The sequence below is a fragment of the Mycobacterium sp. 155 genome (assembly GCF_000373905.1).
Taxonomy (GTDB): Bacteria; Actinomycetota; Actinomycetes; order Mycobacteriales; family Mycobacteriaceae; genus Mycobacterium.
Genome location: NZ_KB892705.1, coordinates 169,568 through 196,334 on the forward strand (window position 1 = coordinate 169,568; position 26,767 = coordinate 196,334).

General features: G+C 64.9%; 20 protein-coding genes, 1 tRNA gene and 2 pseudogenes. 9 read left to right on the top strand and 14 right to left on the bottom strand.

The window, feature by feature from the left end; translation table 11 throughout:
* Positions 1–43: 43 nt before the first annotated feature.
* From eno to B133_RS0100785, 4 genes are read left to right on the top strand one after another with little or no spacing between them, the layout of a single operon-like run.
* Positions 44–1,333, top strand: coding sequence for a phosphopyruvate hydratase (gene eno, locus B133_RS0100770; protein ID WP_018598798.1), 1,290 nt, complete (start codon positions 44–46; stop codon positions 1,331–1,333).
* A gap of 36 nt (positions 1,334–1,369) precedes the next feature.
* Positions 1,370–2,068: a septum formation initiator family protein gene (locus B133_RS0100775; protein WP_026255813.1), complete on the top strand. Its 699-nt coding sequence runs from the start codon at positions 1,370–1,372 to the stop codon at positions 2,066–2,068.
* Positions 2,061–2,552 (top strand): DUF501 domain-containing protein, encoded by a 492-nt coding sequence (locus B133_RS0100780; protein WP_018598800.1) that lies wholly within the window; start codon positions 2,061–2,063, stop codon positions 2,550–2,552. The genes B133_RS0100775 and B133_RS0100780 overlap by 8 nt, the downstream gene beginning before the upstream one ends.
* Positions 2,543–3,493 (top strand): Ppx/GppA phosphatase family protein, encoded by a 951-nt coding sequence (locus B133_RS0100785; RefSeq protein ID WP_018598801.1) that lies wholly within the window; start codon positions 2,543–2,545, stop codon positions 3,491–3,493. Before B133_RS0100780 ends, B133_RS0100785 begins: the two co-directional genes overlap by 10 nt.
* Positions 3,494–3,566: 73 nt before the next feature.
* Here the strand turns inward: B133_RS0100785 and B133_RS0100790 are convergent, their stop codons facing one another.
* The 10 genes and pseudogenes from B133_RS0100790 to B133_RS24585 form a co-directional block, all read right to left on the bottom strand.
* Positions 3,567–4,388, bottom strand: coding sequence for an MPT63 family protein (locus B133_RS0100790; RefSeq protein WP_018598802.1), 822 nt, complete (start codon positions 4,386–4,388; stop codon positions 3,567–3,569).
* Between the two features lie 509 nt (positions 4,389–4,897).
* Positions 4,898–6,826, bottom strand: a complete 1,929-nt coding sequence (locus B133_RS0100795) for a propionyl-CoA synthetase (RefSeq protein ID WP_081618263.1) — start codon at positions 6,824–6,826, stop codon at positions 4,898–4,900.
* A gap of 4 nt (positions 6,827–6,830) precedes the next feature.
* A pseudogene (locus B133_RS0100800) lies at positions 6,831–7,898 on the bottom strand (IS110 family transposase); the annotation flags it as partial.
* 330 nt (positions 7,899–8,228) lie between these two features.
* A complete protein-coding gene (locus B133_RS0100805) occupies positions 8,229–8,918 on the bottom strand; it encodes a response regulator (RefSeq protein ID WP_018598805.1) in 690 nt (229 codons plus the stop codon).
* A complete protein-coding gene (locus B133_RS0100810; protein WP_232423233.1) occupies positions 8,915–11,449 on the bottom strand; it encodes a sensor histidine kinase KdpD in 2,535 nt (844 codons plus the stop codon). The genes B133_RS0100805 and B133_RS0100810 overlap by 4 nt, the downstream gene beginning before the upstream one ends.
* Positions 11,421–12,302: a potassium-transporting ATPase subunit C gene (locus tag B133_RS0100815; protein ID WP_018598807.1), complete on the bottom strand. Its 882-nt coding sequence runs from the start codon at positions 12,300–12,302 to the stop codon at positions 11,421–11,423. The genes B133_RS0100810 and B133_RS0100815 overlap by 29 nt, the downstream gene beginning before the upstream one ends.
* A gap of 1 nt (position 12,303) precedes the next feature.
* Positions 12,304–14,454: a potassium-transporting ATPase subunit KdpB gene (gene kdpB / locus B133_RS0100820; RefSeq protein WP_018598808.1), complete on the bottom strand. Its 2,151-nt coding sequence runs from the start codon at positions 14,452–14,454 to the stop codon at positions 12,304–12,306.
* A gap of 46 nt (positions 14,455–14,500) precedes the next feature.
* Complete coding sequence (gene kdpA, locus B133_RS0100825; protein ID WP_018598809.1) at positions 14,501–16,171, bottom strand: potassium-transporting ATPase subunit KdpA; 1,671 nt, start codon at positions 16,169–16,171, stop codon at positions 14,501–14,503.
* Positions 16,171–16,260: a potassium-transporting ATPase subunit F gene (locus tag B133_RS22210; protein ID WP_018598810.1), complete on the bottom strand. Its 90-nt coding sequence runs from the start codon at positions 16,258–16,260 to the stop codon at positions 16,171–16,173. Before B133_RS22210 ends, kdpA begins: the two co-directional genes overlap by 1 nt.
* On the bottom strand, positions 16,257–16,352 hold the full coding sequence (locus B133_RS24585) for a potassium-transporting ATPase (RefSeq protein ID WP_198290964.1): 96 nt from the start codon (positions 16,350–16,352) through the stop codon (positions 16,257–16,259). Before B133_RS24585 ends, B133_RS22210 begins: the two co-directional genes overlap by 4 nt.
* A 376-nt stretch (positions 16,353–16,728) precedes the next feature.
* On the opposite strand from B133_RS24585, the gene B133_RS0100840 reads away from it, so the two are divergent.
* Positions 16,729–17,550 carry a LysA protein gene (locus B133_RS0100840; RefSeq protein ID WP_232423234.1) on the top strand — a complete coding sequence of 274 codons (822 nt, stop codon included), beginning with the start codon at positions 16,729–16,731 and terminating at the stop codon, positions 17,548–17,550.
* A 442-nt stretch (positions 17,551–17,992) separates the two neighbouring features.
* On the opposite strand, the gene B133_RS0100850 is transcribed toward B133_RS0100840, so the two are convergent.
* The gene (locus tag B133_RS0100850; protein ID WP_026255815.1) at positions 17,993–19,288 is read right to left on the bottom strand and encodes an ISL3 family transposase; all 1,296 of its coding nucleotides are present in this window, start codon (positions 19,286–19,288) and stop codon (positions 17,993–17,995) included.
* Between the two features lie 209 nt (positions 19,289–19,497).
* Between B133_RS0100850 and B133_RS0100855 the strand changes: the two genes are divergently transcribed.
* The 3 genes and pseudogenes from B133_RS0100855 (at position 19,498) to B133_RS24590 (ending at position 22,161) form a co-directional block, all read left to right on the top strand.
* A tRNA-Leu gene (locus B133_RS0100855) sits at positions 19,498–19,571 on the top strand.
* A gap of 264 nt (positions 19,572–19,835) precedes the next feature.
* A pseudogene (locus B133_RS22215) lies at positions 19,836–21,238 on the top strand (IS1380 family transposase).
* 746 nt (positions 21,239–21,984) lie between these two features.
* Positions 21,985–22,161 (top strand): hypothetical protein, encoded by a 177-nt coding sequence (locus B133_RS24590; protein WP_198290965.1) that lies wholly within the window; start codon positions 21,985–21,987, stop codon positions 22,159–22,161.
* Positions 22,162–22,182: 21 nt separating this feature from the next.
* On the opposite strand, the gene B133_RS24185 is transcribed toward B133_RS24590, so the two are convergent.
* Positions 22,183–23,898, bottom strand: coding sequence for a hypothetical protein (locus B133_RS24185; protein ID WP_157625764.1), 1,716 nt, complete (start codon positions 23,896–23,898; stop codon positions 22,183–22,185).
* A gap of 984 nt (positions 23,899–24,882) precedes the next feature.
* Between B133_RS24185 and B133_RS0100880 the strand changes: the two genes are divergently transcribed.
* The gene (locus B133_RS0100880; RefSeq protein ID WP_018598817.1) at positions 24,883–25,512 is read left to right on the top strand and encodes a cutinase family protein; all 630 of its coding nucleotides are present in this window, start codon (positions 24,883–24,885) and stop codon (positions 25,510–25,512) included.
* 9 nt (positions 25,513–25,521) lie between these two features.
* Here B133_RS0100880 and B133_RS0100885 read toward each other — a convergent pair whose 3' ends face one another.
* Positions 25,522–25,818 (bottom strand): GNAT family N-acetyltransferase, encoded by a 297-nt coding sequence (locus B133_RS0100885; RefSeq protein WP_018598818.1) that lies wholly within the window; start codon positions 25,816–25,818, stop codon positions 25,522–25,524.
* Between the two features lie 73 nt (positions 25,819–25,891).
* Positions 25,892–26,731: a family 16 glycosylhydrolase gene (locus B133_RS0100890; RefSeq protein WP_026255816.1), complete on the bottom strand. Its 840-nt coding sequence runs from the start codon at positions 26,729–26,731 to the stop codon at positions 25,892–25,894.
* Positions 26,732–26,767 lie beyond the last annotated feature (36 nt).

Below are 26,767 nucleotides of genomic sequence, written 5' to 3' on the forward strand. Positions count from 1 at the left end.
CTCAGCAAGCACGACGCAATAACGACGCAATAAGGAGCAGCCAGTGCCCATCATCGAGCAGGTTGGAGCCCGCGAGATCCTCGATTCGCGCGGCAACCCGACGATCGAGGTCGAGGTCGCCCTGACCGACGGCACGTTTGCGAGGGCCGCGGTGCCCTCCGGTGCGTCTACCGGCGAGCACGAGGCGGTCGAGTTGCGCGACGGTGCTGCCCGCTACGGCGGTAAGGGCGTCGAGAAGGCGGTCGAGGCGGTGCTCGACGAGATCGCCCCCGCCGTGATCGGGCTCGGCGCCGACGATCAGCGCCTGGTCGATCAGGCCTTGCTGGATCTCGATGGCACCCCTGACAAGTCTCGGCTCGGTGCCAATGCGATTCTCGGTGTCTCACTTGCGGTTTCGAAGGCCGCGGCGGAGTCGGCCGGATTGCCGCTGTTCCGCTATCTCGGCGGCCCGAACGCCCACATCCTGCCGGTGCCGATGATGAACATCCTCAACGGTGGCGCGCATGCCGACACCGGCGTGGATGTCCAGGAGTTCATGGTGGCCCCGATCGGGGCCCCGTCGTTCAAGGAGGCGCTGCGCTGGGGCGCTGAGGTCTACCACTCGCTGAAGGCGGTGCTCAAGAAGCAGGGCCTGTCCACCGGTCTCGGTGACGAGGGCGGCTTCGCTCCCGACGTGGCCGGCACCAAGGCCGCGCTGGACCTGATCTCATCGGCCATCGAGACCACCGGTTTCAAGCTCGGCACCGATGTGGCCCTGGCCTTGGATGTGGCCGCCACCGAGTTCTTCACCGCTGGAACGGGATACGCCTTCGAGAAGGAGACCCGCAGCGCCGAGCAGATGGCCGAGTTCTACTCCGGGCTGGTGGACAGCTACCCGCTGGTGTCGATCGAGGACCCGCTGGACGAGAACGACTGGGACGGCTGGGTATCGCTCACCGCCGCGATCGGCGACCGGGTCCAGATCGTTGGCGACGACCTCTTCGTCACCAATCCCGAGCGTCTGGAAGAAGGCATCGAGAAGGGTGCCGCCAATGCTCTGCTGGTGAAGGTCAATCAGATCGGCACGCTCACCGAGACCCTGGATGCCGTGGCGTTGGCCCACAACAGCGGCTACCGGACCATGATGAGCCACCGCAGCGGCGAGACCGAGGACACCACCATCGCCGATCTCGCGGTTGCGGTAGGCAGTGGCCAGATCAAGACCGGGGCGCCGGCGCGCAGTGAGCGGGTGGCCAAGTACAACCAGCTGCTGCGCATCGAAGAGCTCCTCGGCGATGCCGCCCGCTACGCCGGTGATTTGGCTTTTCCGCGGTTCGCTGTGGAGGCCAAGTAATCAGGTCCGGCCTGATGCGGTGGTGATCTAAAGACGATGCCCGAAGCGAAACGACCTGATCCGAAGCGACGGTCCCCGGCCTCCCGGCCGGCCGGGCCGGGCAAGAACGGCGGGTCGAATCGTCCCCGCGCCGGCCAGGCGCGGCGGCGGGCGTCGGAACCACGCGTCCCGGCACCGGAACCGGTGGCCGAGGAGACCATCACCAAAGCGATTGCGGTACAGGCGGAACAGCAGGCCGAACTGCAGTCCGAGCAGCGATTCGGGTCGGCCGCGCGGCGCGCGGCGATCCTGGCTGCGGTGGTGTGTGTGCTGACGTTGACCATCGCCGGGCCGGTACGCACCTATTTCGCGCAGCGCACAGAAATGAACCAGCTCAAGGCGACCGAGGAGCAGTTGCGGTCGCAGATCGCCGATCTGGAACAGCAGAAGGTCAAGCTGGCGGACCCGGTTTTCATCGCGGCCCAGGCCCGTGAGCGACTCGGCTTCGTCATGCCCGGCGATACGCCGTATCAGGTGCAGCTGCCGCCCACGGCCGCGGTGCCGAACTCGCCGGGGCCGATCGCTCCCGGCTCCACCACGCCTGCGGGCCAGCCCTGGTACACCTCGCTGTGGCACACCATCGCCGATCAGCCGCACGGGGTTTCGCCGACCATCGCCCCGGCCCCGCCGGCTCCCGGTGAGCCGGGAGCACCCGGTGAGCCTCCGGCCCCGCCGCCCACGGTGCCCGGTGGTTGAGCCTGCCGACCTCGAGGCTGTCGGCCGCCAGTTGGGGCGTGAGCCACGAGGTGTCCTCGAGATCGCTTATCGCTGTCCGAACGGTGAGCCCGGTGTGGTCAAGACCGCGCCCAAACTGCCCGACGGTACGCCGTTTCCGACCCTGTACTACCTGACTCATCCGGCGTTGACAGCCGCGGCCAGCAGGCTGGAATCGGCGGGCACGATGCGCGAGATGACCGAACGTCTGCAGCGGGACCCGGATTTGGCTACCGCGTACCGGCGTGCGCACGAGTCGTATCTGGCTGAGCGCGATGCCATCTCGTCGCTGGGTACCACGTTCACGGGCGGCGGCATGCCTGACCGCGTGAAGTGTCTGCACGTGCTGATGGCACATTCGCTGGCGAAGGGCCGGGGTGTCAACCCGTTCGGCGACGAGGCACTGGCGATCCTTGCTATCGAGCCGGGAATGGTTGGGATTCTGGAGCGTGATACATGGGTGTGAACCGGGTCGGCGCGATTGATTGTGGCACCAACTCGATTCGGCTGCTCGTCGCCGACGTCGTCGACGGCACTCTGCGTGACGTGCATCGGGAGATGCGTATCGTTCGGCTCGGTCAGGGTGTGGATGCGACCGGTCAGTTCGCGCCGGAAGCATTGGCGCGCACCGGATCTGCACTTACCGACTATGCCGCGCTGATGTCCGAGCTGAAGGTGTCGGCGGTGCGGATGGTAGCCACCTCCGCCGCGCGGGATGCCGGCAATCGCGACGAGTTCTTCGCCATGACCTCGCGGATCCTCGGCACCGTGGTGCCTGGTGCTATCGCCGAGGTGATCACCGGCACCGAGGAGGCGCAGCTGTCCTTCCAGGGTGCTGTCGGCGAACTCGACTCTGCGGGTGCACCTTTCGTTGTCGTCGACCTCGGCGGCGGGTCCACCGAACTGGTGCTCGGCGCCGACGAGGTAAAAGCCAGCTACTCGGCCGACATCGGGTGCGTCCGGCTGACGGAACGGTGCCTGCATTCCGATCCGCCCACCAAGGCCGAGATCGAGGCGGCGCGGGCGGTGGTCCGGGACGGTTTGGCTCAAGCGCTGCAGGTGGTTCCGGTCGACGGGGCCCGCACGTGGGTAGGGGTGGCGGGGACGATGACCACGCTTTCGGCGCTGGTGCAGGGCATGCCCGAGTATGACGCCGAGGCAATCCACCTGTCCCGCGTCGGATTCGATGATCTACGGCGCGTGTGCGATCAGCTGATCGCGATGACCTCCGCGCAGCGCCTGGCGCTCGGTCCGATGCACCAGGGCCGTGCCGATGTCATCGGCGGGGGAGCGATCATCGTCGAGGAGCTGGCGGCTGTTCTCGGCGAGCGCGCGGGCATCGACGAATTGGTGGTCAGCGAGCACGACATCCTCGACGGCATCGCGCTGTCCATCGTGCCGGACTGACGAGGGCGGCGGCGACAAGCAAAACGGCCGGATGCGGTTTCCCGCACCCGGCCGCCTGTCGTAAAGCTTGCGGTTAGGGCGTCGGGCCGTTGCTGCTGATCGGGGCGGCCGGAGCAGGTGTGGTCGGCTGGACAAGGTTGGGCTCGGTTGCCGCAGCGGCAGCCGGTGCACCTGCGGTGGCCGCCGGTGCCTCCTCCGCCGCCGCGGTCGCGGCGTTGCCGGCACCCGTCGGGGCAGCCCCCTCGGCTGCAACGGGCAGATCGGTTGCGTGGCTGCCCGCACCGCCGGGAGCCGCGGCCGGTAGGGCCGCAGGCGTTGCGGCGGGTGCCGGAGTGGCTGCCCCCGGTGCGGCAGCGGGGGCCTCGGCCGGGTGGTTCGCCAGCGGGACGGTGTTGCCGCCGCCGGTCGCGGCGGGCGCAGGCTGGTTCCACACCGCCAGGTCGGTGCCACCGGCGTTGTACACGACGGTGGTGGGGTCGGCCTCGGTGACGTCGAAGTACACCTTGCCGGAGGTCTTCTCGCCCTGGCCGATAGTGGCCGGGTTCACGCCCTGCGCGGTGGCCACCTGGAACAGCGCGCGGTAGTTCTGGCCATCCGCGGCGCGGGTGTTGAAGTTGGAGACGATCGGGGTGACCGAGCCCTGGAGGGCCTCGTTGGTCGCGGTGACCTCCCACAGGGTGCCGTGCACCTGGTAGGGGATCGTGTCGGTGCTGGGCTTGAGGTCGGTGACCGTCCAGCCCTGGATTACATTGCCGTTGTCCAGCTTCGCTTGGTTGCCTAGTGCCGTGGTGGTGACAGCGCTGTCATCAGCGAGAGCGATGGGAGCCGCGCCGATGATCCCCGCGGTGGTGACGGCTGCTGCAGCCATCGCAGCACTGACATTCGTGATCTTCACGATGGTTTACTCCTGAGTGTTTCGACAAGCATCCAATCCAGTCCCCCGACATGGGATGCTCCTTCAGAGGAAGTTAGCAGGCTAAGAGGTTGCTGTGAAACCGGAGCAGCATATTGCGGTGGTGACGGAAAGACGAAAATGGCCTGCCGCCGGCGTACCGGCAGCAGGCCATTGTCATGGTGTCAGCGTCGTGCGTTGCAGTTCGGCGGGTTACCGCAGTGGTGGCCACCGTCGCAGGAATTGCAGTGACACGTGCAGGACCCCTTGCCGAGGGTGTGAATAATGCGCATCGTTGTTCAACTCCTTAGGTGCCCGGACCGTATCGGTGGTGACCGCTAGCAAACGTCCGAGCTCAGACGAATATCAACATATGACCATTTCACAATAGTTCGGCTCCTGACGAAAATAAAGGATTCCCTACGCCGAGCAGACATGAAAGCGCCCGACACGCCGAGGAATTGGGGACCTCTACGTCTGCTCGCCGGTCAATCCGCCGCGCTGGCTAACGGTCAGGAGTCTTGCCCGCGCAGCACCGGCATGAGCGCGTCCAGCACCCCGGGGTCCTCGATCGTCGACGGCACCGGCTCGTCACGGCCGTCGGCGATGGCGCGCATGGTCTTACGCAGGATCTTGCCCGATCGGGTCTTCGGCAACGCCGCCACCACGTCGACCTTCTTGAAAAAGGCCACCGCGCCGATGTTGTCGCGCACCGCAGCAACCAGATCCTCGGCCAGCCGGTCGGCAGACGCCCCGGACTTGAGCACCACGAATCCCCGCGGTACCTGGCCCTTGATCTCGTCGGCCACGCCGATCACCGCGCATTCCGCCACCGCCGGATGCTGTGCCAGCACAGCTTCGATCGATCCGGTCGACAGCCGGTGCCCGGCGACGTTGATGACGTCGTCGGTGCGGCCCATCACGAACAGGTAGCCGTCGGAGTCGAGGTAGCCGCCGTCGCCGGTCAGGTAGTAGCCGGTGAACGCCGACAGGTAAGCCGCCACGTAGCGATGGTCGTCGCCCCACAGGGTGGGTAAGGTCCCCGGCGGCAGTGGCAGTTTGACGCAGATCGCGCCTTCCTCGCCGGGCTCGGCCACTGCGCCGTCCGAATGCAGGATCTGCACGTCGTACCCCGGCATCGGCACCGTCGCCGAGCCAGGTTTGACCGGCAGGGGCTGCACGCCCATCGGGTCGGCGGCGATCGCCCAGCCGGTCTCCGTCTGCCACCAGTGGTCGATGACCGGGACGCCGAGTTTATCGGCGGCCCAGTGGTAGGTGTCGGGGTCGAGCCGCTCGCCGGCCTGGAACAGGTAGTTGAGCCCGGACAGGTCGTGGTTGCCGATCAGCGTGCCGTCGGGGTCTTCTTTCTTGATGGCGCGGATGGCCGTCGGTGCGGTGAACAGGACCTTGACCTTGTGTTCGGCCGCCACCCGCCAGAACGCCCCGGCGTCCGGAGTGCCGATCGGTTTGCCCTCATAGAGCACGGTCGTCGCGCCGAGCAGCAGTGGACCGTAGACGATGTAGGAGTGGCCGACCACCCATCCGACGTCCGAAGCCGCCCAGTACACATCGCCGGGTGCCGTGTCGTAGATGTGCCGCATGCTCCACAGCAGGGCCACCGCGTGCCCGCCGTTGTCGCGCACGATGCCCTTCGGCTTGCCGGTCGTGCCCGATGTATACAGCACGTACAACGGGTCGGTGGCCGCCACGGGCACCGGGTCGGACGGCGTCGCGGCGGCCGTCAGCTCCCGCCAGTCGTGGTCACGGCCGGCAACCAGTTCGCAGGGGCATTGTTCGCGCTGCAGGATCACGCAGGCCCGGGGCTCGTGTTCGGCGATCTGGAGTGCGGCGTCGAGCATCGGCTTGTATTCGACGATGCGGCTCGGCTCGATGCCGCACGACGCGCTGACCACGACCACCGGCCGCGCGTCGTCGATCCGGGCGGCGAGTTCGTGGGCGGCGAAACCGCCGAACACCACCGAATGCACGGCGCCGAGCCGTGCGCAAGCCAGCATCGCGATCACGGCTTCGGGGACCATGGGCATGTAGACGACTACCAGATCGCCCTTGCTGACTCCCAAATCACTTAAGGCTCCCGCGAATTGGGCAGTGGCATCGCGCAGCTCCCGGTACGTGTAGGTGCGCTTGATGCCGGTGACGGGGGAGTCGTAGATCAGCGCGGCCTGGTCGCCCCGTTCGGCGATGTGCCGATCGAGTGTGTTGGCGCAGGTGTTCAGTTCGCCGTCCGGGAACCAGCGATAGAACGGCGGGTTGCTGTCGTCCAGAATTTGTCGCGGTTCGCGGGTCCAGGTGATCGCCTTGGCAGCGTCGGCCCAGAAAGTGGCCGGATCGTTGATGCTGACGTCGAAGAGGTCACGATAACCGGACATGGCGCACACCGTAGCCGTTGACAGTTTCCTCCGGCGAGCAATAGCTCCTATGTCAAGCCGCTGCTGATTGTGGCGGCTGACTGGGGGTTTGGTGGTCGGGGTGGCCGGCGTCGCGGCGGAGGGCTTGGTAGACGCGGCGGGCGATGCGGCGTTTGACGCAGCGCCGGGCGGCGGCTTTGGTTTTCCCGGCATCGACCAGCTTGTGGTAGTAGATCTGCCCGGCGCTGCCGGTCATGCGGATCTGGGTGACGGCGATGCGGTGGAGGGCAGTGTTGAGTTGACGGTTACCGGCGCGGCTGAGCCGCATCTGCCCGGCGCTGGCCCCCGACCACGCCGGGATGGGCGCGACTCCGGCGTGACAGGCGAACGCCGCCTCACTGGTGAACCGGGTGACGCCGGCGGCTTCGCCGACGATCTTGGCCGCAGTCAGCTCCGCGCAGCCGGGGATCTCCAGCAGCGCCGGGGCGGACCGGTGCGCGCTGGCCGCCAAACGCTTGGCTAAGGCGTTGATCTCGCTGGTGAGTCGGATGATGTCGGTCAGCTCTGCGCGGGCAATTTCGGCGACCAGACCCGGCAGCTCCGTCAGCCAGGCCATGAGCGTCTGCTGCTGCTTGACGGCACTGAGTGAGCCCACCGCGGCGGCCCGCTCGGGATCGAGGTCATGGGCATGCCAGAGCAACCGGTTGATCGCCGAGGTACGTTGTGCTACAAGGACATCACGGCGATCGGTCAACAGTTTGAACTCCCGCGACGTCTCGTCATGAGACGCCACCGGCAGGTCGGGTTCCCGCAGCACCGCCCGGGCCACCGCGAGCGCATCGATCGGATCGGACTTGCCCCTCACCCGCGCGGACTTGCGGGTCTGGGCCATCAGCTTGGTGGGCACCCGGACCACTTTTTGCCCGGCGCCCAGCAGGTCACGTTCCAGGCGCGCGGACATGTTGCGGCAGTCCTCGATGCCCCAGATCAGCTCGGTGCCGAACTGCTCGCGCGCCCACATGATGGCCGTGTGGTGCCCGGCGGTGGTGGCCTTGACGGTCTTCTCGCCGAGCTTGCGTCCAACCTCGTTGACCGCGACAAAGGTGTGGCTGCGCTTGTGTACATCGGCTCCAACAACAACCATGGTGGTTGCCTCCTTCAGTCATGAAGAGGGGGTGTATTGAGGTTGGGCCGGGCGGCGGACACTTCTCAGTCGGGGCGATGCCACGCTCCTATCAAGTCACGCCGTCCGGTCCTTCTCATCTGGTGCCGGCACTACTGCTCAACGCCAACCCCCCAAAAGGGGCGGCAGACGCGAAATGAGCCAGACACCAGATGATCCGGAACCAACCACCGCACGCGGGGTCTGTCACCTCGACACACCGCAACACGGCACCCTCACAATGACACTGAGACGCGAAAGTCCGCGACACGCCGAGGGTTGGGGCCTTTGACGTCTGCTCGCGCGGGAAAGTCACTCCTGGAAGCGGTAGCCCATGCCCGCTTCGGTCAGTAGGTGCACCGGGTGCGACGGATCGTCCTCGAGCTTGCGGCGCAGCTGTGCAAGGTAGACCCGCAGATAGTGGGTTTCCTTGGCATAGGCCGGGCCCCACACCTCTTTGAGGAGCTCTTCACGGCCCACCAGTTTGCCGCGGTTGCGCACGAGCATCTCGAGCATGCCCCATTCGGTGGGGGTCAGATGCACCTCGGCGTCGTTCTTGGTGACCTTCTTGGCGGCGAGATCCACGGTGAACGACGATGTCTCGATCACCGGCTGATCGACGTCGGCAATGGCTGCCCGTCGTACGGCGGCGCGCAGCCGAGCCAGAAACTCGTCCATGCCAAAGGGTTTGGTCACGTAGTCGTCGGCGCCGGCATCCAGCGCCTCTACCTTGTCGGAGGAATCGGTGCGGGCCGACAGCACGATCACCGGTGCGGACAGCCAACCGCGCAGGCCGGCGAGCACTTCGATGCCGGACATGTCGGGCAGACCCAGGTCGAGCACGATGACGTCGGGGCGATGATCGGCGGCACTGCGTAGCGCTTCGGCCCCGCTGGCCGCGCAGGTGACCTCGTAGCCGCGTACCGAGAGATTGATCCGCAGGGCACGGAGGATCTGCGGTTCATCGTCGATGACCAGCACCCTGGTCTTCGGGGGGCTCATTTCGGCGCCGCCAAGTCGATTTCGACTGTGAGCCCACCGCCGGGAGTGTCGGTGGCGGAAATGGTGCCGCCCATGGCTTCGACGAAGCCACGGGCCACCGACATGCCGAGCCCGACGCCGGTGCTGTTGTCATGATCACCGAGGCGCTGGAACGGCGCGAACAGCGCGGTGTCGGTTCCCCTCGGCACACCGGGGCCTTCGTCGATCACTGCGATCAGCACCCGGTCGGCGACGCGTCCCGCGGTCACCCGGATCGGGCCGTCAGGCGCGTAGCGCAGCGCGTTGTCGATCAAGTTGGCCAGCACGCGCTCCAGCAGGCCACCGTCGGCCATCGCCACCGAATCGTTCACCTCCACCTTCACGCGGTCGAGCCCTTGACGCCCGAATCCCGTGGTACCCCTGCTGATTCCGACCAGGGCGCGTTGCACGGTCTCCTCCAGATACACCGGACGCAATTCGGGCCGCACCACACCCGCGGCCAGCCGCGAAGAGTCCAGTAGGTTGTCCACCAGCGCGGTCAGCGCATCGACGGACTCCTCCACGGTGGCCAGCAGCTCGGCTGTGTCGTCCTCGGAGAAGTTGACGTCGTCACTGCGCAGACTGGATACGGCAGCCTTGGCGGCGGCCAGCGGGGTGCGCAGATCGTGGCTGACGGCCGAGAGCAGTGAGCGACGCAGTTCGTCGGCCTGCGCGATGGCGTTGGCCTTACCGGCGGCCTCGGTCAGTTCCCGTTGCCGCACCAGCCCCGCGGCCTGCATCGCGACGGCGCCCAGCACCCGGCGGTCGCGAGCCGGCAGTTGCCGCCCGGACATCAGCAGCCAGAATTCGTCGTCACCGACCTCGATCGCGGTATCCGCGGAATCAACCTGCACACAGGGGTTCTCACCCACACACGTCACAATGCCCGTACCTTCGCGCAGCAGGCTCACCGAGCGTTGGCTGTAGGTCTCGCGGACGCGCTCCAGCAGCGCCTCCAGGTCCGCGCCGCGCAGCACCGATCCGGCGAACAGTGCCAACAGTTCGGCCTCCCGCGACGCCCACCGGGCCTCTCTGGCTCGTTTTGCGGCACCGTCCACGAGTGCGGCGACCGCCACCGCGACCGCCAGCAGCACCACGATGGTGATGGCACTGTCGGGTTCGGCGATGGTGAAGGTGTGCCGCGGGGTGACCAGGAAGTAGTTGAGCAGCAAGCCGGACAGCACCGCGGACAGCGCTGCGGGTGCGACACCGCCGAGCAGTGCCACGACGAGTACACCGACGAAGAACAGTGCACTTTCCCCGCCGACCCCAAGGTACGGGTCGAGCAGGTACACCGTCACCGCGCAGATCGCCGACGGAACCACCACGGCGGCAAGCCATGACGTGAGATGCCGGTGTTCGGACTCCAGCCGCCCGGCGTCGCGCTTGGCGTGCTCATGGGTCACCATGTGGATGTCGATCTTGCCCGACTGTTGCACCACCGCCGCACCGATGCCCTCGTCGAACAGCCGGGCCCAGCGGGACCGCCGCGATGTGCCGAGCACCAGCTGGGTGGCGTTGCGTTCGCGGGCGAATTCCAGCAGGGCGGTGGGAACGTCATCGCCGACGACAGTGTGCACCGTGGCGCCGAGGCTGGTGGCGAGGTCGCGCACCTTGCCCATGTGTGAGGCTGATCCGCCAGAGAGTCCGTCGCCGCGGACCACGTGCACCACCATCAGCTCGGCGCTGGATTTCGACGCGATCCGGGATGCGCGGCGCACCAGGGTCTCCGACTCCGGGCCGCCGGTCACGGCCACCACCACTCTTTCACGGGCTTCCCAGGTATCGGTGATCTTGTTGTCGGCACGGTATTTGGCCAGTGCCGCGTCGACCTGATCGGCGAGCCAGAGCAGCGCCAATTCCCGTAGGGCCGTGAGGTTTCCGCGCCGGAAGTAGTTTGACAGCGCCGCGTCGATCCGTTCCGGTGCATACACGTTGCCGTGGGAAAGCCTGCGCTGCAACGCTTCCGGGGTGATGTCGACCAATTCGATCTGGTCGGCGGACCGGACCACCTCGTCGGGCACCTTCTCCTGCTGCTCGATACCTGTGATACCGGTGACGACGTCGTTGAGGCTTTCCAGGTGCTGTACGTTCACCGTCGAGATGACGGTGATTCCCGCGTCGAGCAGTTCCTCGACGTCCTGCCAGCGTTTGGGGTTCTTGCTGCCTGGCGTATTGGTATGGGCGAGCTCGTCGACCAGCGCGACCTGGGGCTTGCGGGCCAGCACCGCCGGCACATCGAGTTCCGGGAACTGGCTGCCCCGGTACTCGATGTAGCGCGGCGGGATTGTCTCGATGCCCTCGAGTAGCTCGGCGGTTTTGGCGCGACCGTGGGTTTCGACCACCGCGGCCACCACGTCGGTGTCACGTTCGAGCCGCCGGTGCGCCTCACCGAGCATGGCGCAAGTCTTGCCGACGCCGGGAGCTGCGCCCAGATAGATGCGCAGTTCACCTCGCTTCGGGGCATTGGCCGTCATCAGCCCATCATCCACCCAGGTAGTCGAGTGCGACATTGAGCTCGAGGACGTTGACCCGCGGCTCGCCCATGAAGCCCAGGGTGCGGCCTTCGGTGTGCTGGGCGACCAGCTGACGGACCACGTCGGGATTCAGGTTGCGGGCCTTGGCCACCCGGTCGACCTGCAGCTCGGCGTAGGCGGGCGAGATGTTCGGATCCAGCCCGCTACCGCTGGCGGTCACCGCGTCGGCGGGCACGGCGGCTATCGCCGCACCGCGGACGGGGACGATCTGGCCGACGCTGTAATCCTCACCGGGTTTGGCGCACTCCACCCGGACCCCTTCGTAGCTGGCCAGGAACGGGACGGCGGGACATGCTTCGTTCACGCTGACAACCTGCGTGGGGTGGACGACGTTGCCATGGGAATCGCGGGGGCCGATCACCGACAGCACCGCGCCGACGCCGTCGCCGGTGCAGAACGGACGCGTGCCCGTGGTGCCGTCGAGTTTGGCCACATCGAGGCTGCGGGTGCACACCTGGGTAAGCAGGCTGGGCTTAACTTCGCCTGGATTGTCGGCACCGCCGACGAAAGTGTCGACGATGCTTTCAGGACCCAGGTTGCTCGCGCCCGAGGCCATCGGGTCGTAGCCGTCTCCGGCTGCCGATGGGCGGGACTGGAAGTACTGGGGGAGCGGCGTGCCGTCGGCGTCGGTGAACGACTGCCCGATCAGGCTGCTGCCCACCGGTTTTCCACCGACCACGATGATCGAGCCGTCGGCCTGATGGTTGAGGCCCGGGATTTGCGCCACCAGCCAGATGAACAGTGGATAGCCGATTCCCAGGATCACCGTGAGGATGAGCAACGCCCGCAGGGCGGCGATGTGCTGGCGGACCAGGTTTGAGATCTGCATGTCAGGACATCCCAGGAAGAAGTTGGACAACCAGGTCGATGAGTTTGATCCCGATGAACGGGGCGATGATGCCTCCGAGTCCGTACACATACAGGTTGCGGCTCAACAGCTTCGACGCACTGCTCGGCGTGTAGCGAACACCCTTGAGCGCCAGGGGGATCAGCGCCACGATCACGATGGCGTTGAAGATCACCGCGGATAGGATCGCAGACTGCGGGCTGTGCAGCCGCATGATGTTGATCAGGTCCAGGCCGGGGAACAGTGCGACGAACATGGCCGGGATGATCGCGAAGTACTTGGCGATGTCGTTGGCGATCGAGAACGTGGTCAGCGCGCCACGGGTGATCAGCAATTGCTTGCCGATCTCCACGATCTCGATGAGCTTGGTCGGGTCGGAGTCGAGATCGACCATATTGCCGGCCTCTTTGGCCGCTGAGGTACCGGTGTTCATCGCCACACCCACATCGGCCTGGGCCAGTGCCGGTGCGTCGTTGGTGCCGTCGCCGGTCATCGCGACGAGCCGGCCGCCTGCCTGCTCCTGCTTGATCAGGGCCAGCTTGTCCTCCGGAGTGGCCTCGGCGAGGAAGTCGTCGACGCCGGCCTCATCGGCAATAGCCTTGGCGGTCAACGGGTTGTCTCCGGTGATCATCACCGTCCGGATGCCCATCTTGCGCATCTCGTCGAACCGGTCGCGCATGCCCTGCTTGACCACGTCCTTGAGATGGATGACCCCGAGCACCTCGGCTTTGCCCCCTTCGGCGGCCACTTGTCCGACAACCAACGGTGTCCCGCCGGCGCCAGAGATGCCGTCGACGATGGAGCCCAACTCTTCTGGCACGGTGCCGCCCTCGGTGCGCACCCAGTGTGCGACGGCGCTGGCCGCGCCCTTGCGGAGCTTGTGTCCACCCAGGTCGACACCGGACATCCGGGTGGTGGCGCTGAATTCGATCCAGTGCGCGTGTGAGAGTTCACCCTGGGTGCGGGCGCGCAGGCCATGATGCTGTTTGGCGAACACCACGATCGAGCGTCCCTCGGGGGTCTCGTCAGCCAGGCTCGACAGCTGGGCGGCATCGGCGAGCTGCTCGGCCGAGATGCCGGTCAGTGGGACGAACGCGGAAGCCTGCCGGTTGCCCAGAGTGATGGTGCCGGTTTTGTCGAGCAGCAGGGTGTTGACGTCACCGGCGGCCTCGACGGCTCGGCCGGACATCGCCAGCACGTTGCGCTGCACCAGCCGGTCCATGCCGGCGATGCCGATGGCGGACAGCAGCGCGCCGATGGTCGTCGGGATCAGGCACACCAGCAGTGCCACCATCACGATCCCGCTCACGCCGTTTCCGGTGAGCGCCAAACTGTCTGGGACACCGGGATTGTTGGCCTTGGAGTAGATGGCCAGCGGCTGCAGGGTAGCGACCGCGAACACGAAGATCACCGTCAGAGCCGCCAGCAGGATGTTCAGCGCAATCTCGTTGGGTGTCTTCTGCCGGTTGGCGCCTTCGACGAGAGCGATCATCCGGTCGATGAAGCTCTCGCCGGGCTTCTGGGTGATCTTCACGACGATGCGATCCGACAGCACGGTGGTGCCGCCGGTGACGGCCGAGCGGTCGCCACCGGATTCCCGGATCACCGGGGCGGATTCACCCGTGATGGCCGATTCATCCACCGACGCAATACCTTCCACGACATCACCGTCGCCGGGGATGACCTGGCCGGCTTCGACCACCACGATGTCACCGAGCTTGAGCTGCGGTGCCGGTACCGACTCCTCGGTGCCGGACTCGGTGATGCGGCGGGCCATGGTGTCGGCCTTGGCTTTTCGCAGCGATTCGGCCTGGGCTTTGCCCCGGCCCTCGGCGACGGCCTCGGCCAGGTTGGCGAACACCACGGTCAGCCACAACCAGCCGACGACCAGCCAGCCGAACCAGGTCGGCTCCATGATGGCCAGCGCGGTACTCCAGACCGCGCCGATTTCGACGATGAACATGACCGGGTTGCGCCACAGCGTACGCGGGTCGAGCTTGCGCAACGCGTCGGGCAGCGACCGCCACAACATCGTCGGGTCGAGCAGCCCACCTTGCACCGACTTACCGGCTTTCTTTGCGCCTCCACCTGCCGCGTTTGTCACGCTGGAGTGGCGGTCGGCCTCGGCCGTCACTCCAGCGTGACGCTCGGGCTGTGTGGGGTATTGAGCGCTGCGCATATCAGTGGATTCCTTCAGCGAGGGGCCCGAGCGCGAGCATGGGCAGGAAGGTGAGCGCGACCAGGATCACCGTGACGCCGACGACCATTCCGACGAACTGCGGTCGATGGGTGGGCAGGGTGCCGATCGACTCTGGTGTGCTGCCCTGGGCGGCAAGGGATCCCGCCAGCGCCAGCACCAGCACGATGGGCAGGAACCGGCCGAACACCATCGCCAGGCCGAGAGCGGTGTTGTACCACTCGGTGTTGACGCTGATGCCGGCGAAGGCCGAGCCGTTGTTGTTGGCCGCGGACGTGAAGGCGTAGAGCACCTCACTGAGGCCGTGCGGTCCGGTGTTGAGCATCCCCGCGCGTTGACCGGGCATGGCCATGGCCACCGCGGTGCCGGTCAGCACGATCAGCGGGGTAACGAGGAAATAGCTTGCCGCCAGCTTGATTTCGCGCGGTGTAATCTTCTTGCCGAGGTACTCCGGGGTACGCCCGACCATCAGGCCGGCCACGAACACCGTGATGATCGCGAGGATCAGCATGCCGTACAGACCCGAGCCCACACCGCCGGGCGCGACCTCGCCGAGTTGCATGTTGAACATCGTCATCAGTCCGCCGAGGCTCGTGTAGGAGTCGTGGAACGAGTCCACGGCGCCGGTCGACGTCAGCGTCGTCGCCGAGGAGAACACCGCTGAATCAGCCACGCCGAACCGCTGTTCGACGCCTTCCATGGCGCTGCCGACGGCGCTCGGCACGGTTCCGTGATGCCGTAGCTGGAACCACATCATGAAGCTGGTGCTCAGCAGAGCGATGACGCCCATCATCGCGGCGATTGCGTAGCCCTGCTTTCGGCTGTTGACCATGCGGCCGAAGGTGCGCGGTAACGAGAACGGGATGAGCAGGATCAGGAAGATCTCAAGCCAGTTGGTCCAGGTGGTCGGGTTCTCGAACGGATGCGCCGAGTTGGCGTTGTAGAAGCCACCGCCGTTGGTACCGAGTTCCTTGATGACCTCCTGGCTGGCAACCGGGCCGCCGGGGATCGTCTGCTGCGCGCCGCTGAGTGTGGTGACCAACTGGTCATGCAACGCGAAGTTCTGGATGGCGCCGCCGGCGATGAGCACGATGGCGCCGATGATCGAAATCGGTAGCAGGATGCGGATACTGCCGCGCACCAGGTCAGCCCAGAAGTTGCCGAGGTCGCCGGTGTGACGACGCGCGAATCCGCGCACCAGGGCCACGGCGACGGCCATACCGACCGAGGCTGACGCGAAGTTCTGTACCGCCAGCCCGCCCATCTGGACCAGGTGCCCCTGGGTGGTTTCGCCGGAGTAGGCCTGCCAATTGGTGTTGGTGACGAAGCTGACGGCCGTGTTCCACGCCAGCGCCGGGGTCATCGGGGTGGCCGGGTCATGAAGGTGCAGCGGCAGCTTGCCCTGGACCAGCTGGAAGATGAACAGGAACAGGATGCTGACCGCCGAGAACGCAAGCACGCTGCGGGCATACGAGCCCCAGGTCTGCTCGGAACGGGGATCGGCCCCGATGACGCGGTAGATCAGGCGTTCGGCGCGGGAATCCTTGTCGCCGGTGTAGACGCGGAATATGTAGTCGCCCAACGGCACATGCACGAGCGCGACAACCGCGACGAGCGACGCGATGAACAAGATCCCCGCGGTGGTGGTAGTCACTAGAACCTCTCGGGGAAGAGCAGGGCGGCGAACACGAAGACGGCGATGAGCACCGCCAGGACCAGGCCGACGATGTTTTCGTAGCTCACAGTCGTTCGACCAGCCTCTGCACCAGGCCGAGCACGGCGAAGATCGCCACCGTCAGCACCGTATAGATCAGGGCGGACACCAGGATGGACATGCTGTCTCCGTTCGAAGACACGTTCATAGGCCCCGGATTTCGATGGCCTGTCCCAGCATCTGCCCGTTTTTCAGTCGGTTGACAGGCCGTTGACGGTTTCTTTACGCCAGGGTCGCAGTCCTTTACGGTCTCCTTTCGCGCGCCCGTTCGCCGGGGGTCGCACGCGTCAAGATGGCGTCAATTGGGCTGGTCGACGCGCTGACGGGGTATTTCTGCAGGTTCTTTACACCCAATGGGGGTTCGTCAGCGCAGCGTCAAGGTTTCGATCGGAACCGTCAAAAGACCGCAAAAGCACTGGTCGGTGGTATTCGGCGGAGTGATCGTTGACATAGGCGCCCAATGACATCCGGTCGGGCGCGTTGGCGAAGAGGTTCCGGTGACACTGTCGACGGTCGTTATGTCCATGTTCTCGGCCAGCTTGCCGGCGTCGGTGCTCAGGCGGCACTCAGCGACGCAGCCACCGGCCGAATCGGAATTGGTGCGCCGCTGCGCGAGCATCCAACGGTCCCTGGGCACGGTCGAATTGGCGCTTCCGGCTTCGGTTCTCGCCGACGAGGCAGTCGCGCGGTGGTCCCGGGATCACGGGGTGACCGTAGGTGTGCGCACCAGCCGGGAACTGGGGACTGCTCTCGCTGCCGGTGTTCTGCCCATGCGCATGACAGTTCACGCCGGCGGACTGAATGCCAACGAATTATTGTTCTGTACAGTCAATCTCGGCGTCGGCCGGGTAGTGATCGATTCTCACTACCAGATCGAGCAGCTGGCGTCGGCGAGTGGCCGCAAGCAGCGGGTGCTGGTCGGGGTGACGCACCGCGGCGAGGGCGTCGGATTCGGCTTCGACACACACGGTGCCACCGAGGCGTACAGCGACGTATTAGATTGCTCCCGACTGGATCTGGTGGGCTTGTACAGCGAGATCGGGCCCGACGAGCACCACTTCCTCAGCTATCCGGCGGCCATTGGCGACATGCTGGCCGAGATGGCGCAGATTCGCCGCGACCACGGTGTAGTACTGACCCGGATCGGGTTGGGCGGGCACGGTTTTACTTTCGCCTTCGGCGACGGTGTCGGCGATCTGGCCGAAGTGGCGACCTCGGTCGACGAGACGCTCGATGATGCGTGTGCGACCCTGCGGTTCCCGCGGCCCGTGGTCACCGTGTTGACCGAGCCGGCCAACCGCATGCCGCTGGCGAGTTAGCCGTCGGCGAGGCCCGGGGCAGGTCAGGGGAGTCAAGCGGCAGGACCTGGGGATCGGCCAGCCGGTGGTGCTTGCCCCGGTGGATCACCCCGGCCGCACTGCAGCCCCGACGTTGTGCACCCAATCGGATTGCGCACCTGACTGCGGCCCACGTGCTCGATGACCGCCAGGTAGGGCAGATACGGTGCCCGCATCCGCTGGATCGGATTGGTCACGTACTTCTTGAACCGGGCCACCATGCGCATCGCACGTGGGCCCAATAGTGTCGAAATCCGTTCTGTCGCTGCGGTAATTATGTCAGCGGTGCTGTTCGCTATGTGTGTCCCCGCCCTCTTGCCTCGTGGGGTATTCAAACACGCGTCGACGAGCCGGCCAGGGCGTCTTGGCGGAGTGTCCATGCTGGGAGCGTCAAAAATTTGGGCTCTTGTGACGTATCTGTGGGTCATTGACGGCCGGGTAGGGCTGGTCGGTGTCCTCCGAGGGTGAGCATGGCTAGGGCGATCAGGGGTTCGGGGGTGGCGAAGCCGAAGGCTATGCGGGTGAGGAGTCGGATCTTGGTGTTGGCCGATTCGATGAGCCCGTTGGATAGTCCGTGTTCGATGGAGGCCAGGATCTGCCTGCGGTGGCGGGTGATGCGTTGTTGCAGCAAGACGAATGCTTCGATGCGGCAGCGCCGCGCCCAGGAGACCCATTTGTCGAGTGCTTCGGCGGCCTCGTCCACGGACAGTTTGAAGATCGTGCGTAGGGCTTCTTTGAGCAGGTAGGCACGGTAGAGCCGAGGGTCGGTCTTGGCGATCCATTCCAGTTTCGCCTGTTGCCGCTCGCTCAGGTTCTCCGGGTTCTTCCACAGCGCAAACCTGGTGCGCTTCAAGGCTTTCGCTTCTCCGGTGGCCACGGTGACACGCCGGCCAGCGACCCACCCGTGGCGCTGGGTGTGACCTGCTCGTCGGGCAGCGTTCCACGCCTGGCGACGCACCTCATCGAGTGCCTCGTTGGCCCAGCCGACAACATGAAACGGGTCAGCGCAGCGGATCGCGCCGGGGCAGCGATCGGCGACCACGTCGGCGATCCATTCGGCCCCGTCGGCGCTGACATGGGTGATCCGAGCGCACCGACCTGCACCGGAGGCTTCCAGGGAATCGAAGAAGGCGCGCACGGTCGCCCGATCGCGGCCGGTGTTGGCCCACACCAGCCGGCCGCTGTCATGGTCGACCACGATGGTCAGGTACTTGTGGTGGCGTTTGTAGGAGATCTCATCGATCCCGATCCGGGTCAGGTCGGCGAATGCGTCGATCCCGGCGGCGGTATCGGCCCACACCCGCGCGATGATCGATCCGACGGTGCGCCAAGCGATCCGCATCAGCTCGGTGATCGCTCGTTTGGAGCAGTGGGTAGCCAACCAGGCCACCTGCTGATCGAATGCGCGGGTGTGCCCGGCGCCGTGCCGAGCCCACGGGACCTGACACACCGTCGGCCCGTGGGTAGCACAGTCGACTCGCGGAATATCGGCTTCCAGGAACACCTCGATGGTGCCCATGTCCAGGGCGCGCCAGCGCCGCCGGCCCTGACCGCGGTCGTACCAGCGGGCCCGCGCACCGCAGGTTCCGCACCGCCCCCGGGCTGCTCGACGGGGCCGCACATGGGCCACAACCACCTGCGCTGCCTCATCGAACTCGACGTCGTCGATCACCGTGTTCTGGACGCACAACACCGCACGCCATAAGCTGGCATTCCGCACGCCGTTCTCCGTTCTATGAGTTTTTGACCTTCGACAAGCCAAAAACCTAGACCGAGAACGGCGTCCGGCCATTCAGGCGCAATCAACCACCCACAGATACGTCACAAGAGCCAAAAATTTTGACGCTCTGCCTCTGGTGCTGTGGGTGATGCCCAACCTGCGTGGTCGGGGCCAAGATGTGCCCGGGTACCGTGCTATCGACGTTTGACGCCCCCATAGCCCAATTGGCAGAGGCAGCGGACTTAAAATCCGCACAGTGTCGGTTCGAGTCCGACTGGGGGCACTGGGAAAGACCAGGTAGACGGGTTTTCGAGGCGATTGGACCGACTAGCAATCCCGTTCAACCCGGCGTCGCCCCGGCGCGCGGCGGGATCGCGGCGGCGAGGTCGGCCCGTTAGCTAACTAGTAGGGCCACGCGGCGACTTAGCCTCGATCCACCGATGAATCGGGGTGGAGTTGGTGTGTTGAGATGAGGAAAGTGCCTTCTGAGCTGGGATGATTGGTGTTCCTTACGCATCAGCCGTCCGAGTTCGGAAAGGCACTTCCGGTGCAAGTGTCCCATAGGTTCACCGCGTCGTCGGCGGTGTTCGATGATGAGCATCTCGTGTCGTGTGCCGGGCTGGTGCCGGTGATGACGCTGGCGGCCCAGACGGGGTTGTCCGAGCTGGTGGCTGACAGGGTTCGTATCGCTGAGCCGCGGATCAAGTCGGGGCCGGCGCACCCGTCGCCGAAGCTGACCACGGTGATCGCCGGGATGTGCGCCGGCGCGGACAGTATCGATGACCTCGATATCGTGCGCTCGGGTGGGATGAAGACCCTCTTTGACGCCGTGTATGCACCCTCGACCATCGGAACGCTGTTGCGGGAGTTCACCTTCGGGCACGCCCGCCAACTCGAGTCGGTGTTGCGGGAGCACCTGGCCGCGCTGTGTCGGCGGGTAGATCTGTTGTCTGGTGCCGCAGGGCGGGCGTTTATCGATATCGACTCGGTGCTGCGCCCGGTCTACGGGCAGGCCAAACAAGGCGCCTCCTACGGGCACACCAAGATCGCCGGAAAACAGATCCTGCGCAAGGGCCTGTCGGCGCTGGTGACCACGATCAGCACCCAGACCGGCGCGCCGGTGATCGCCGGGGCGCGGCTGCGGGCGGGCAAGACCAACTCCGGCAAGGGTGCCGCCCGCATGATCGCCCAAGCGGTGGCGACCGCCCGTGCGGCCGGGGTCACCGGGGCGATCCTGGTGCGTGGCGACTGCGCCTACGGCAACGGCGTCGTGGTGGCGGCCTGTCGGCGTGCCGGGGCCCGGTTCTCGCTGGTGCTGACCAAGAACCGCGCGGTGACAGCGGCCATCAACTCGATCGATGAGACTGCCTGGACCCCGGTCAACTACCCCGGTGCGGTGCGCGACCCCGACACCGGAGGATGGATCTCCGATGCCGAGGTCGCCGAAGTCCCCTACACCGCCTTCGGTTCCACCGGCCGACCGGTGACCGCCAGGTTGATCGTGCGCCGGGTCAAAGACGCCCGCTACCGCGACGCCCTGTTCTCGGTGTGGCGCTGTCACCCGTTCTTCACCGACACCGACGAACCCGTCGCCGCCGCTGACCTCACCCACCGCCGCCACGCCATCATCGAGACCGTATTCGCCGACCTCATCGACGGCCCGCTGGCACACCTGCCCTCAGGCCGTTTCGGCGCGAACTCGGCGTGGATCCTGTGCGCGGCCATCGCCCACAACCTGCTGCGCGTTGCCGGGGTACTGGCCGGCGGCGCTCACGCGGTGGCCCGCGGGGCCACCCTGCGCCGACACCTTGTCACCATCCCAGCCCGATGGCCCGGCCCCAACGCCGATCCATCCTGCACCTACCGGACCACTGGCCCTGGGAACACTACTGGCTTACCTTGTGGCGCAACACCATCGGCTATAGCCCACCGCTACCCGTCCCAGCCTGATCCACCCGCTGAAAGGCCCGGCCGAAGCACACAGGAAAAGCTGGGCAGACCAGCAGATACCCGCTGCCCTCAACCGACAGCCCAGCAAAAATCAGCCCCTCCGAACCTCACCGGCGTCGATCCACGGATCGAGGCTAAGACGTATTGCCTGGTGAAATCGGCGAGAGTGTGACTGCGCGGCGACTCGGCACGTTCAATGAGAAGGTTAAAACCTGCTGTTCAGGGGACAAGAAGGAACAAGTTATCCCTAATTAGCGTTGACTGATGGCTATTTAAGCCGCTAATCTGGCGTCCACACGGTGATGTCGTGTTCGCGCCGGGGTCGCGCTGCGCGGTGAATGTGCGCCGAACCAAGGGCCGCAAGAACGGTGAGTGGCAGACCGGCACCCTCAAGAGCAAGAAGTCCCGCTGCACCGTCCCGCTCCCGCCTTGGCTTGCTACCAAGCTTGCCGACTACCTCGCGACCGACCACCCCCGCGCTGAAGAGGCGACCGCGCCGCTTTGGCCGGCGCGCAACAACGGCGGCGGATACCGCGCGAAGGGCGAGCGGTATGCGGTCCCGCTAGACTGGTCGCAGCCGCTCGCGATGGGACGTTTACGACACCATCCTCAAGCCCGCCCTGGAGGCTGTAGGGCTGCCATCGAGCCGCCCGGCGAGGGCGGATGCGCCCGCAACCCAGGGCGTCCGTCTGCACGATCTACGCCATACGTTCGCCGTGCTTCAGCTTTCAGCGGGTACCCACTTCATGCAGGTATCAAAGTGGTTAGGGCACAGTACTTTCACGCTCACGCTCGACACCTACGGCGACTACGTCCCCGAGCAGGACGGCGGGGCCGCCAACACGCTGCCCGAACCGCCCGCCCCGGTACGGCCCGCCGAGGCGGGTGGCAACGTAGTGCCGCTACGCCGCCGGGCGACCTAATGCACGAGTTGGCGGACGCGGCTAGTACCACGCCACGATGTGCGGACGTAGTGCCGGATCTACCTCGGCGTCCTGTCGCGTTCGCGCCCGCGCCCACAAGGACGGGTCGACGTCGTCGACAGCGCCGGGTCGGACGACGACTGACAACCCTTCGTTACCAGGCGGTGTTGTGAGGCCATCTGTATTCACTGGATTTTCATCGTCGGAGCAAACGTCTATTACCAGGCGCCCTTTACTGGATAAGTCGGCGTTGGTAAAGCTCACGGCCGACGTATTCAAGTGGCACTCTGTAATTATGAACTCAGATTTATCAATACTTAGATCAGGGAAATGTAAGGGTGACCGTATAAAGTTCTGTCGTTGTAAGCCGAAAAATCCACCAGCTGAAATCCCCATGTCGTTAAAATGCAACTCGGAGTCCATAATTTCCGGACTAGGAGTCTTATTGTGGATTCCGCTAGTCAACATCACACGGCCCCCGGCCTCTACCCGTAGACCACTGAAGTACATTGAAGAATTCGTCAACGAGGCATTTCGCAAAACAATCTTGGAATTGCTTACGTGGCACCTACTTAGCGCAAGGCTAGACTGTTTGAGATCGGCCCGTCCTATTTCCAGCGTACTCTTCTCTTTCATGTTAATCTCCATGAACGAAAAGTCGCCGCCGTCAAGGTCAAGTCCCGAAATGTCTACGGTTGTACTCTCCATGTTGGACGCGTAGAATTTGACTCCGCCGCTGATGTCCGCCGTGAGTTGTATTTCGGTATTTCTGAAGTCAGAAATGTCAAACTCGCATTTGCCTACAATATCGGTAAAAAAGAAATCAATCTTTGAGTCTACGAAATCACATCCGCTGAAATCGATTTCGCCGTAAAGGAGGCTTTCCCCGAAGTCGAAATAACAGTCATGGATGTGCGCTCCTGCGAAGCTTGGCGAATCTAAGATAGCCCCGCTTAAATTGAAGCTGTGCCCGAACCACGGTGTACTCGCTTCGGAGTCTAGATGGTCAACTATTACACGGATAATCGTTGTTCTAACTTGGTGTTCTTCACTTGGCGCGGGATTAGAGTCTTCAGATAGCACAAGTCGCCATTTTTTCTGTTCGGATGGCCGGTGTGGGCGTTCGCGTATCTGATCAATGGGAGGATCATTGAGCGGTTTATGGGGCATCCTCAAATAGGCGCATAGCACGTCTATACAGGTTTGCCGACCGCCTTCCCAATCGTCGGCCAGACTAGCCATCGCGTAGACGCCCGCTAGCCGCATTGCGGATCGTTGTGAGCCTAAAAGCTCACTCGCTTTCGAGAATCGTTCGGAATACATCTTCTGGTCTTCACGTCGCGCCGCAGAATCCTCGCGCTGATGCTGCGCTTCTCCGAGTCGCTGCTTTCGATACGCGACAACCAACGCGACGATTCCGCCGACACCGGCGACCACGGTCAGAGATATCCGTAGAAGGTCTAGCGATACGTCGACGGGCAACTCGTTCGGCGGGGCTTGAGGACTCGACGGCGGCTGTGCGCTCGGCGCGGGCGATTGATTCGGCGCGGTCTGCTTGCTGGTTTTCGGAACGACGGGAGGGCTGCCCAGCACGCGCCATCCGGCGTATGTCAAGCCACCTGCCAGTCCGAAGCCGACTAGCAGGCAAAACACAATCTGCCAGACGAATCCGACTCGGATGGGCTTCTTCGGCTTGGTGCCGTTGTTGGTAGGCGCATCACGCTTCCAAAATCGCACGGCGTGGACGCTAATGGCACGCTGTGACACTTTGGCTGTTTTTGGCCAGGCGAAGCTGTGGTGGTGTTTGCGGTCTCACCCCAGCGCTTGAGTCGAATCGGTACGCAAAGCGACTCGTCGCCGCTCTGCTTCGTGGCTAACAGCCCGGCGCAACCTCTCACCCCGGCGTCACCCCGGCGACCGGGGGCGGTTCTAGGGCAAATCGAGCCCGTACCGGAGACGTACCGGCAACGCGCAAAAGCGCTGATTTGCAGTCAATATGACCGTTCTAGCGAGCCGTTTCGCGAGGTCGCGAAACGCGGTGCGCCCGTTCTTAAAATCCGCCAAGTGTCGGTTCGAGTCCGACTGAGGGCACAGGAAAACACCTGGTAGAGGCGATTTTTGGCCGCTGGAAGTGGGCTCAGGCGACCCATTTCGGCCGCCGTGACAGCAGCACGGCAGCGAAACGGCACATTGGCACCGGTCGGAAAAGTGCGCACTTCGAGAAGGGTGTGTGGTTCTGTCACGGCAGTTGTGTCGGTGCCATCAGGCACCATGATCGCCATGAGCGATGAGACTTGGGACGACCACCGCATGGTGGATGGAAGGCCGCGGCAGATCGCGTACCGAGTGCGGTTTGGCAGGCAGGACCCGGGCTGCGCCGGGATTCACACCTCTGAACTCGGGCATTTCCCAACGAAAGGCTGAGCAATGAAACGAAAGGCTGAGCAATGATAGGAACGCGATTTAAGACCGTTGCGGCTGCGTTGGCTGTTTTCATCGGTGGCTCTGTGGGTCTCGCTACACAAGCACAGGCCGATCCAGCGCCACCCTGCGGTTACTACAGCAATCTGCCGTGGTCGCAGTGCAACGAAATCTCCCCGTTTCAGCGCTATCCAGGTCAATATGATCCGACCGGGCGCACACCCGGCATGATGGGTCCAGGTGGATACGTACCGATTCAAGGCGGTCGATAGACAACAGCGGCCCTACGATCGGTTTTCTATGACGACCAAGCCCGCTCTGCTGTTGGTGTTTGCAGCACTAGCCGCAGCCACTCCGATCGTCGTATCTGCACCGGCGTCAGCTGCCCCATGCCCTGACATCACAGTGGTGTTCGCTCGCGGTACGAACGAGCCGCCCGGTCTCGGTAGCGTCGGCGGTCCGTTCGTCGATGATCTGCGCGCGCGGGTCGCACCGCGCACAGTCGATGGGGTAGCGGTCGACTACCCGGCCAGCAACGACTTCGGCTCCAGCCCGCCTGCCGGCGCCGACGCGGCGCGGTCACTCGTCGAGTCCACCGTGGCCAACTGTCCAAACACGAAGATGGTGCTCGGCGGCTACTCGCAGGGTGCGGCGGTCATCGAACTGGCTACCAACGAGATGCCTCCGCAGATCGCTGATCACGTGGCGGCCAGCGCATTGTTCGGTACGCCACGTACCAGCTTCTCGGGCATGCTTGCTGGGGGACCGCTGCCGGCCTTGGCGCCGCAATATGCCGCCAACTCCATCGATCAGTGCAACCAGGACGATCCGATCTGTTGGGAAGGCGGCTGGGACATGGGCGCCCACGTGTCCTATGTGCAGTCCGGAAAGGTCGCGCAGTCAGCAGATTTCGTCGCTAGCCGGCTTTAGACGTGCGCTTCACCGGGCGTCGGTGAATTCGGCATACTCCGGATGCTTGTCGATGTATTCGGCCACCATCCAGCAGGTCGGCACGATCCGTAAGCCAGCCGCACGAGTCGAACGCAAGGCTTCGCCGACGAGGATCGTCGCAAGTCCACGACCTCGATACTGGGGCAGAACCTCGGTGTGCGGGAAGATGCGTCGGCCGTCGATGTCGTGGAAGTCGGCGCGGCCGACGGTATTGCCGTCGACCTCGATGGCGAACCGGTCAGGATGTTTGGTGACGGTCGTCTCTGCGCCGGTTCTGTCGAGCATCCACCCACGATAGCCGCAGGGCAAACTCGACACCGGGACCTTGTAAAGGGTCTGTTCAGGACTGGAAGCCCAGTTACCAGACGCGCACGTAGTCCACAAGCATGTCGGCCGGGTAGGTACCGCCGCTGGGATCTTCGCCGCCGGATCCCGCGACAGCGAGGTTCAGCACGACGAACATCGTGTACCCGGGCTGATTGAACGGCCAGTCCGGCAGCGAACTCGCGGGGACCTCGAAATAGGGCTTCGCGCCGTCGGTGTAGTCCTGCCAAAACCGTGCGCTGTTGCCATCCCATTGGGTGCGCCACGTGTGCCAGGCGTTGTCGACAGCGATGTTGTGGGTCTCCCATTCGCCACCGTTCGATTTGGCATGCACGGTGGTCGCCGACGGCCACTTACCGTTGCCGTACCACTCGACGATGTCGAGTTCACCCTGCCCCAGGCTGCCCAGCCAGAAGGCCGGCCAGGCGCCCGCAGTCAGGCAGTTGAACTTGATCCGCGCCTCCCAGGTGTGGCCGGCGCCACCCTCCCACACGCTGGCCAGCTTCGCGCCGTAATAGGTGTCGCCTTCCTTCGTGGCTCGGATGACCAGATTGGACTTGCCGTCGATGAAGACGTTCTTGCGGTCATCGCGGTACTGGCCGATGCGGCCGGGCTGTTCCCAGTAGGTGGGGTCCTGGATGGTCTCGCGGGCCTTCGCGATGGTCCATTTCGACGCATCCGGCGCTGAGCCGGCAGCCCCGTCGAATTCATCCACGAACACGTAATTCATCGCAGCTTGCGGGGCCGTCGGCGCCGGAACAGGCGGCGTCAGGGGCTTGCTCGGGAGGGCTTGGGCAAGCGGGGTGGGCATAGCCGCCGCTACCACGCCGAGACCCGACAACATCATCAGTTTTCGACGATCCAAGTTGGCCATAGCTGATCACCTTAACCGGGTCGCGTGCGCAGATTC

Bases quoted from the DNA above. Each gene is read 5' to 3' on its own strand.
- B133_RS0100775 (WP_026255813.1), top strand. From the start codon at position 1,370: ATGCCCGAAGCGAAACGACCTGATCCGAAGCGACGGTCCCCGGCCTCC.
- B133_RS0100785 (WP_018598801.1), top strand. From the start codon at position 2,543: ATGGGTGTGAACCGGGTCGGCGCGATTGATTGTGGCACCAACTCGATT.
- B133_RS0100805 (WP_018598805.1), bottom strand. From the start codon at position 8,918: ATGAGCCCCCCGAAGACCAGGGTGCTGGTCATCGACGATGAACCGCAG.
- B133_RS0100810 (WP_232423233.1), bottom strand. From the start codon at position 11,449: ATGTCGCACTCGACTACCTGGGTGGATGATGGGCTGATGACGGCCAAT.
- B133_RS0100815 (WP_018598807.1), bottom strand. From the start codon at position 12,302: ATGCAGATCTCAAACCTGGTCCGCCAGCACATCGCCGCCCTGCGGGCG.
- B133_RS24585 (WP_198290964.1), bottom strand. From the start codon at position 16,352: ATGTCCATCCTGGTGTCCGCCCTGATCTATACGGTGCTGACGGTGGCG.
- B133_RS24590 (WP_198290965.1), top strand. From the start codon at position 21,985: ATGCAGGTATCAAAGTGGTTAGGGCACAGTACTTTCACGCTCACGCTC.
- B133_RS0100880 (WP_018598817.1), top strand. From the start codon at position 24,883: ATGACGACCAAGCCCGCTCTGCTGTTGGTGTTTGCAGCACTAGCCGCA.
- B133_RS0100885 (WP_018598818.1), bottom strand. From the start codon at position 25,818: ATGCTCGACAGAACCGGCGCAGAGACGACCGTCACCAAACATCCTGAC.
- B133_RS0100890 (WP_026255816.1), bottom strand. From the start codon at position 26,731: ATGGCCAACTTGGATCGTCGAAAACTGATGATGTTGTCGGGTCTCGGC.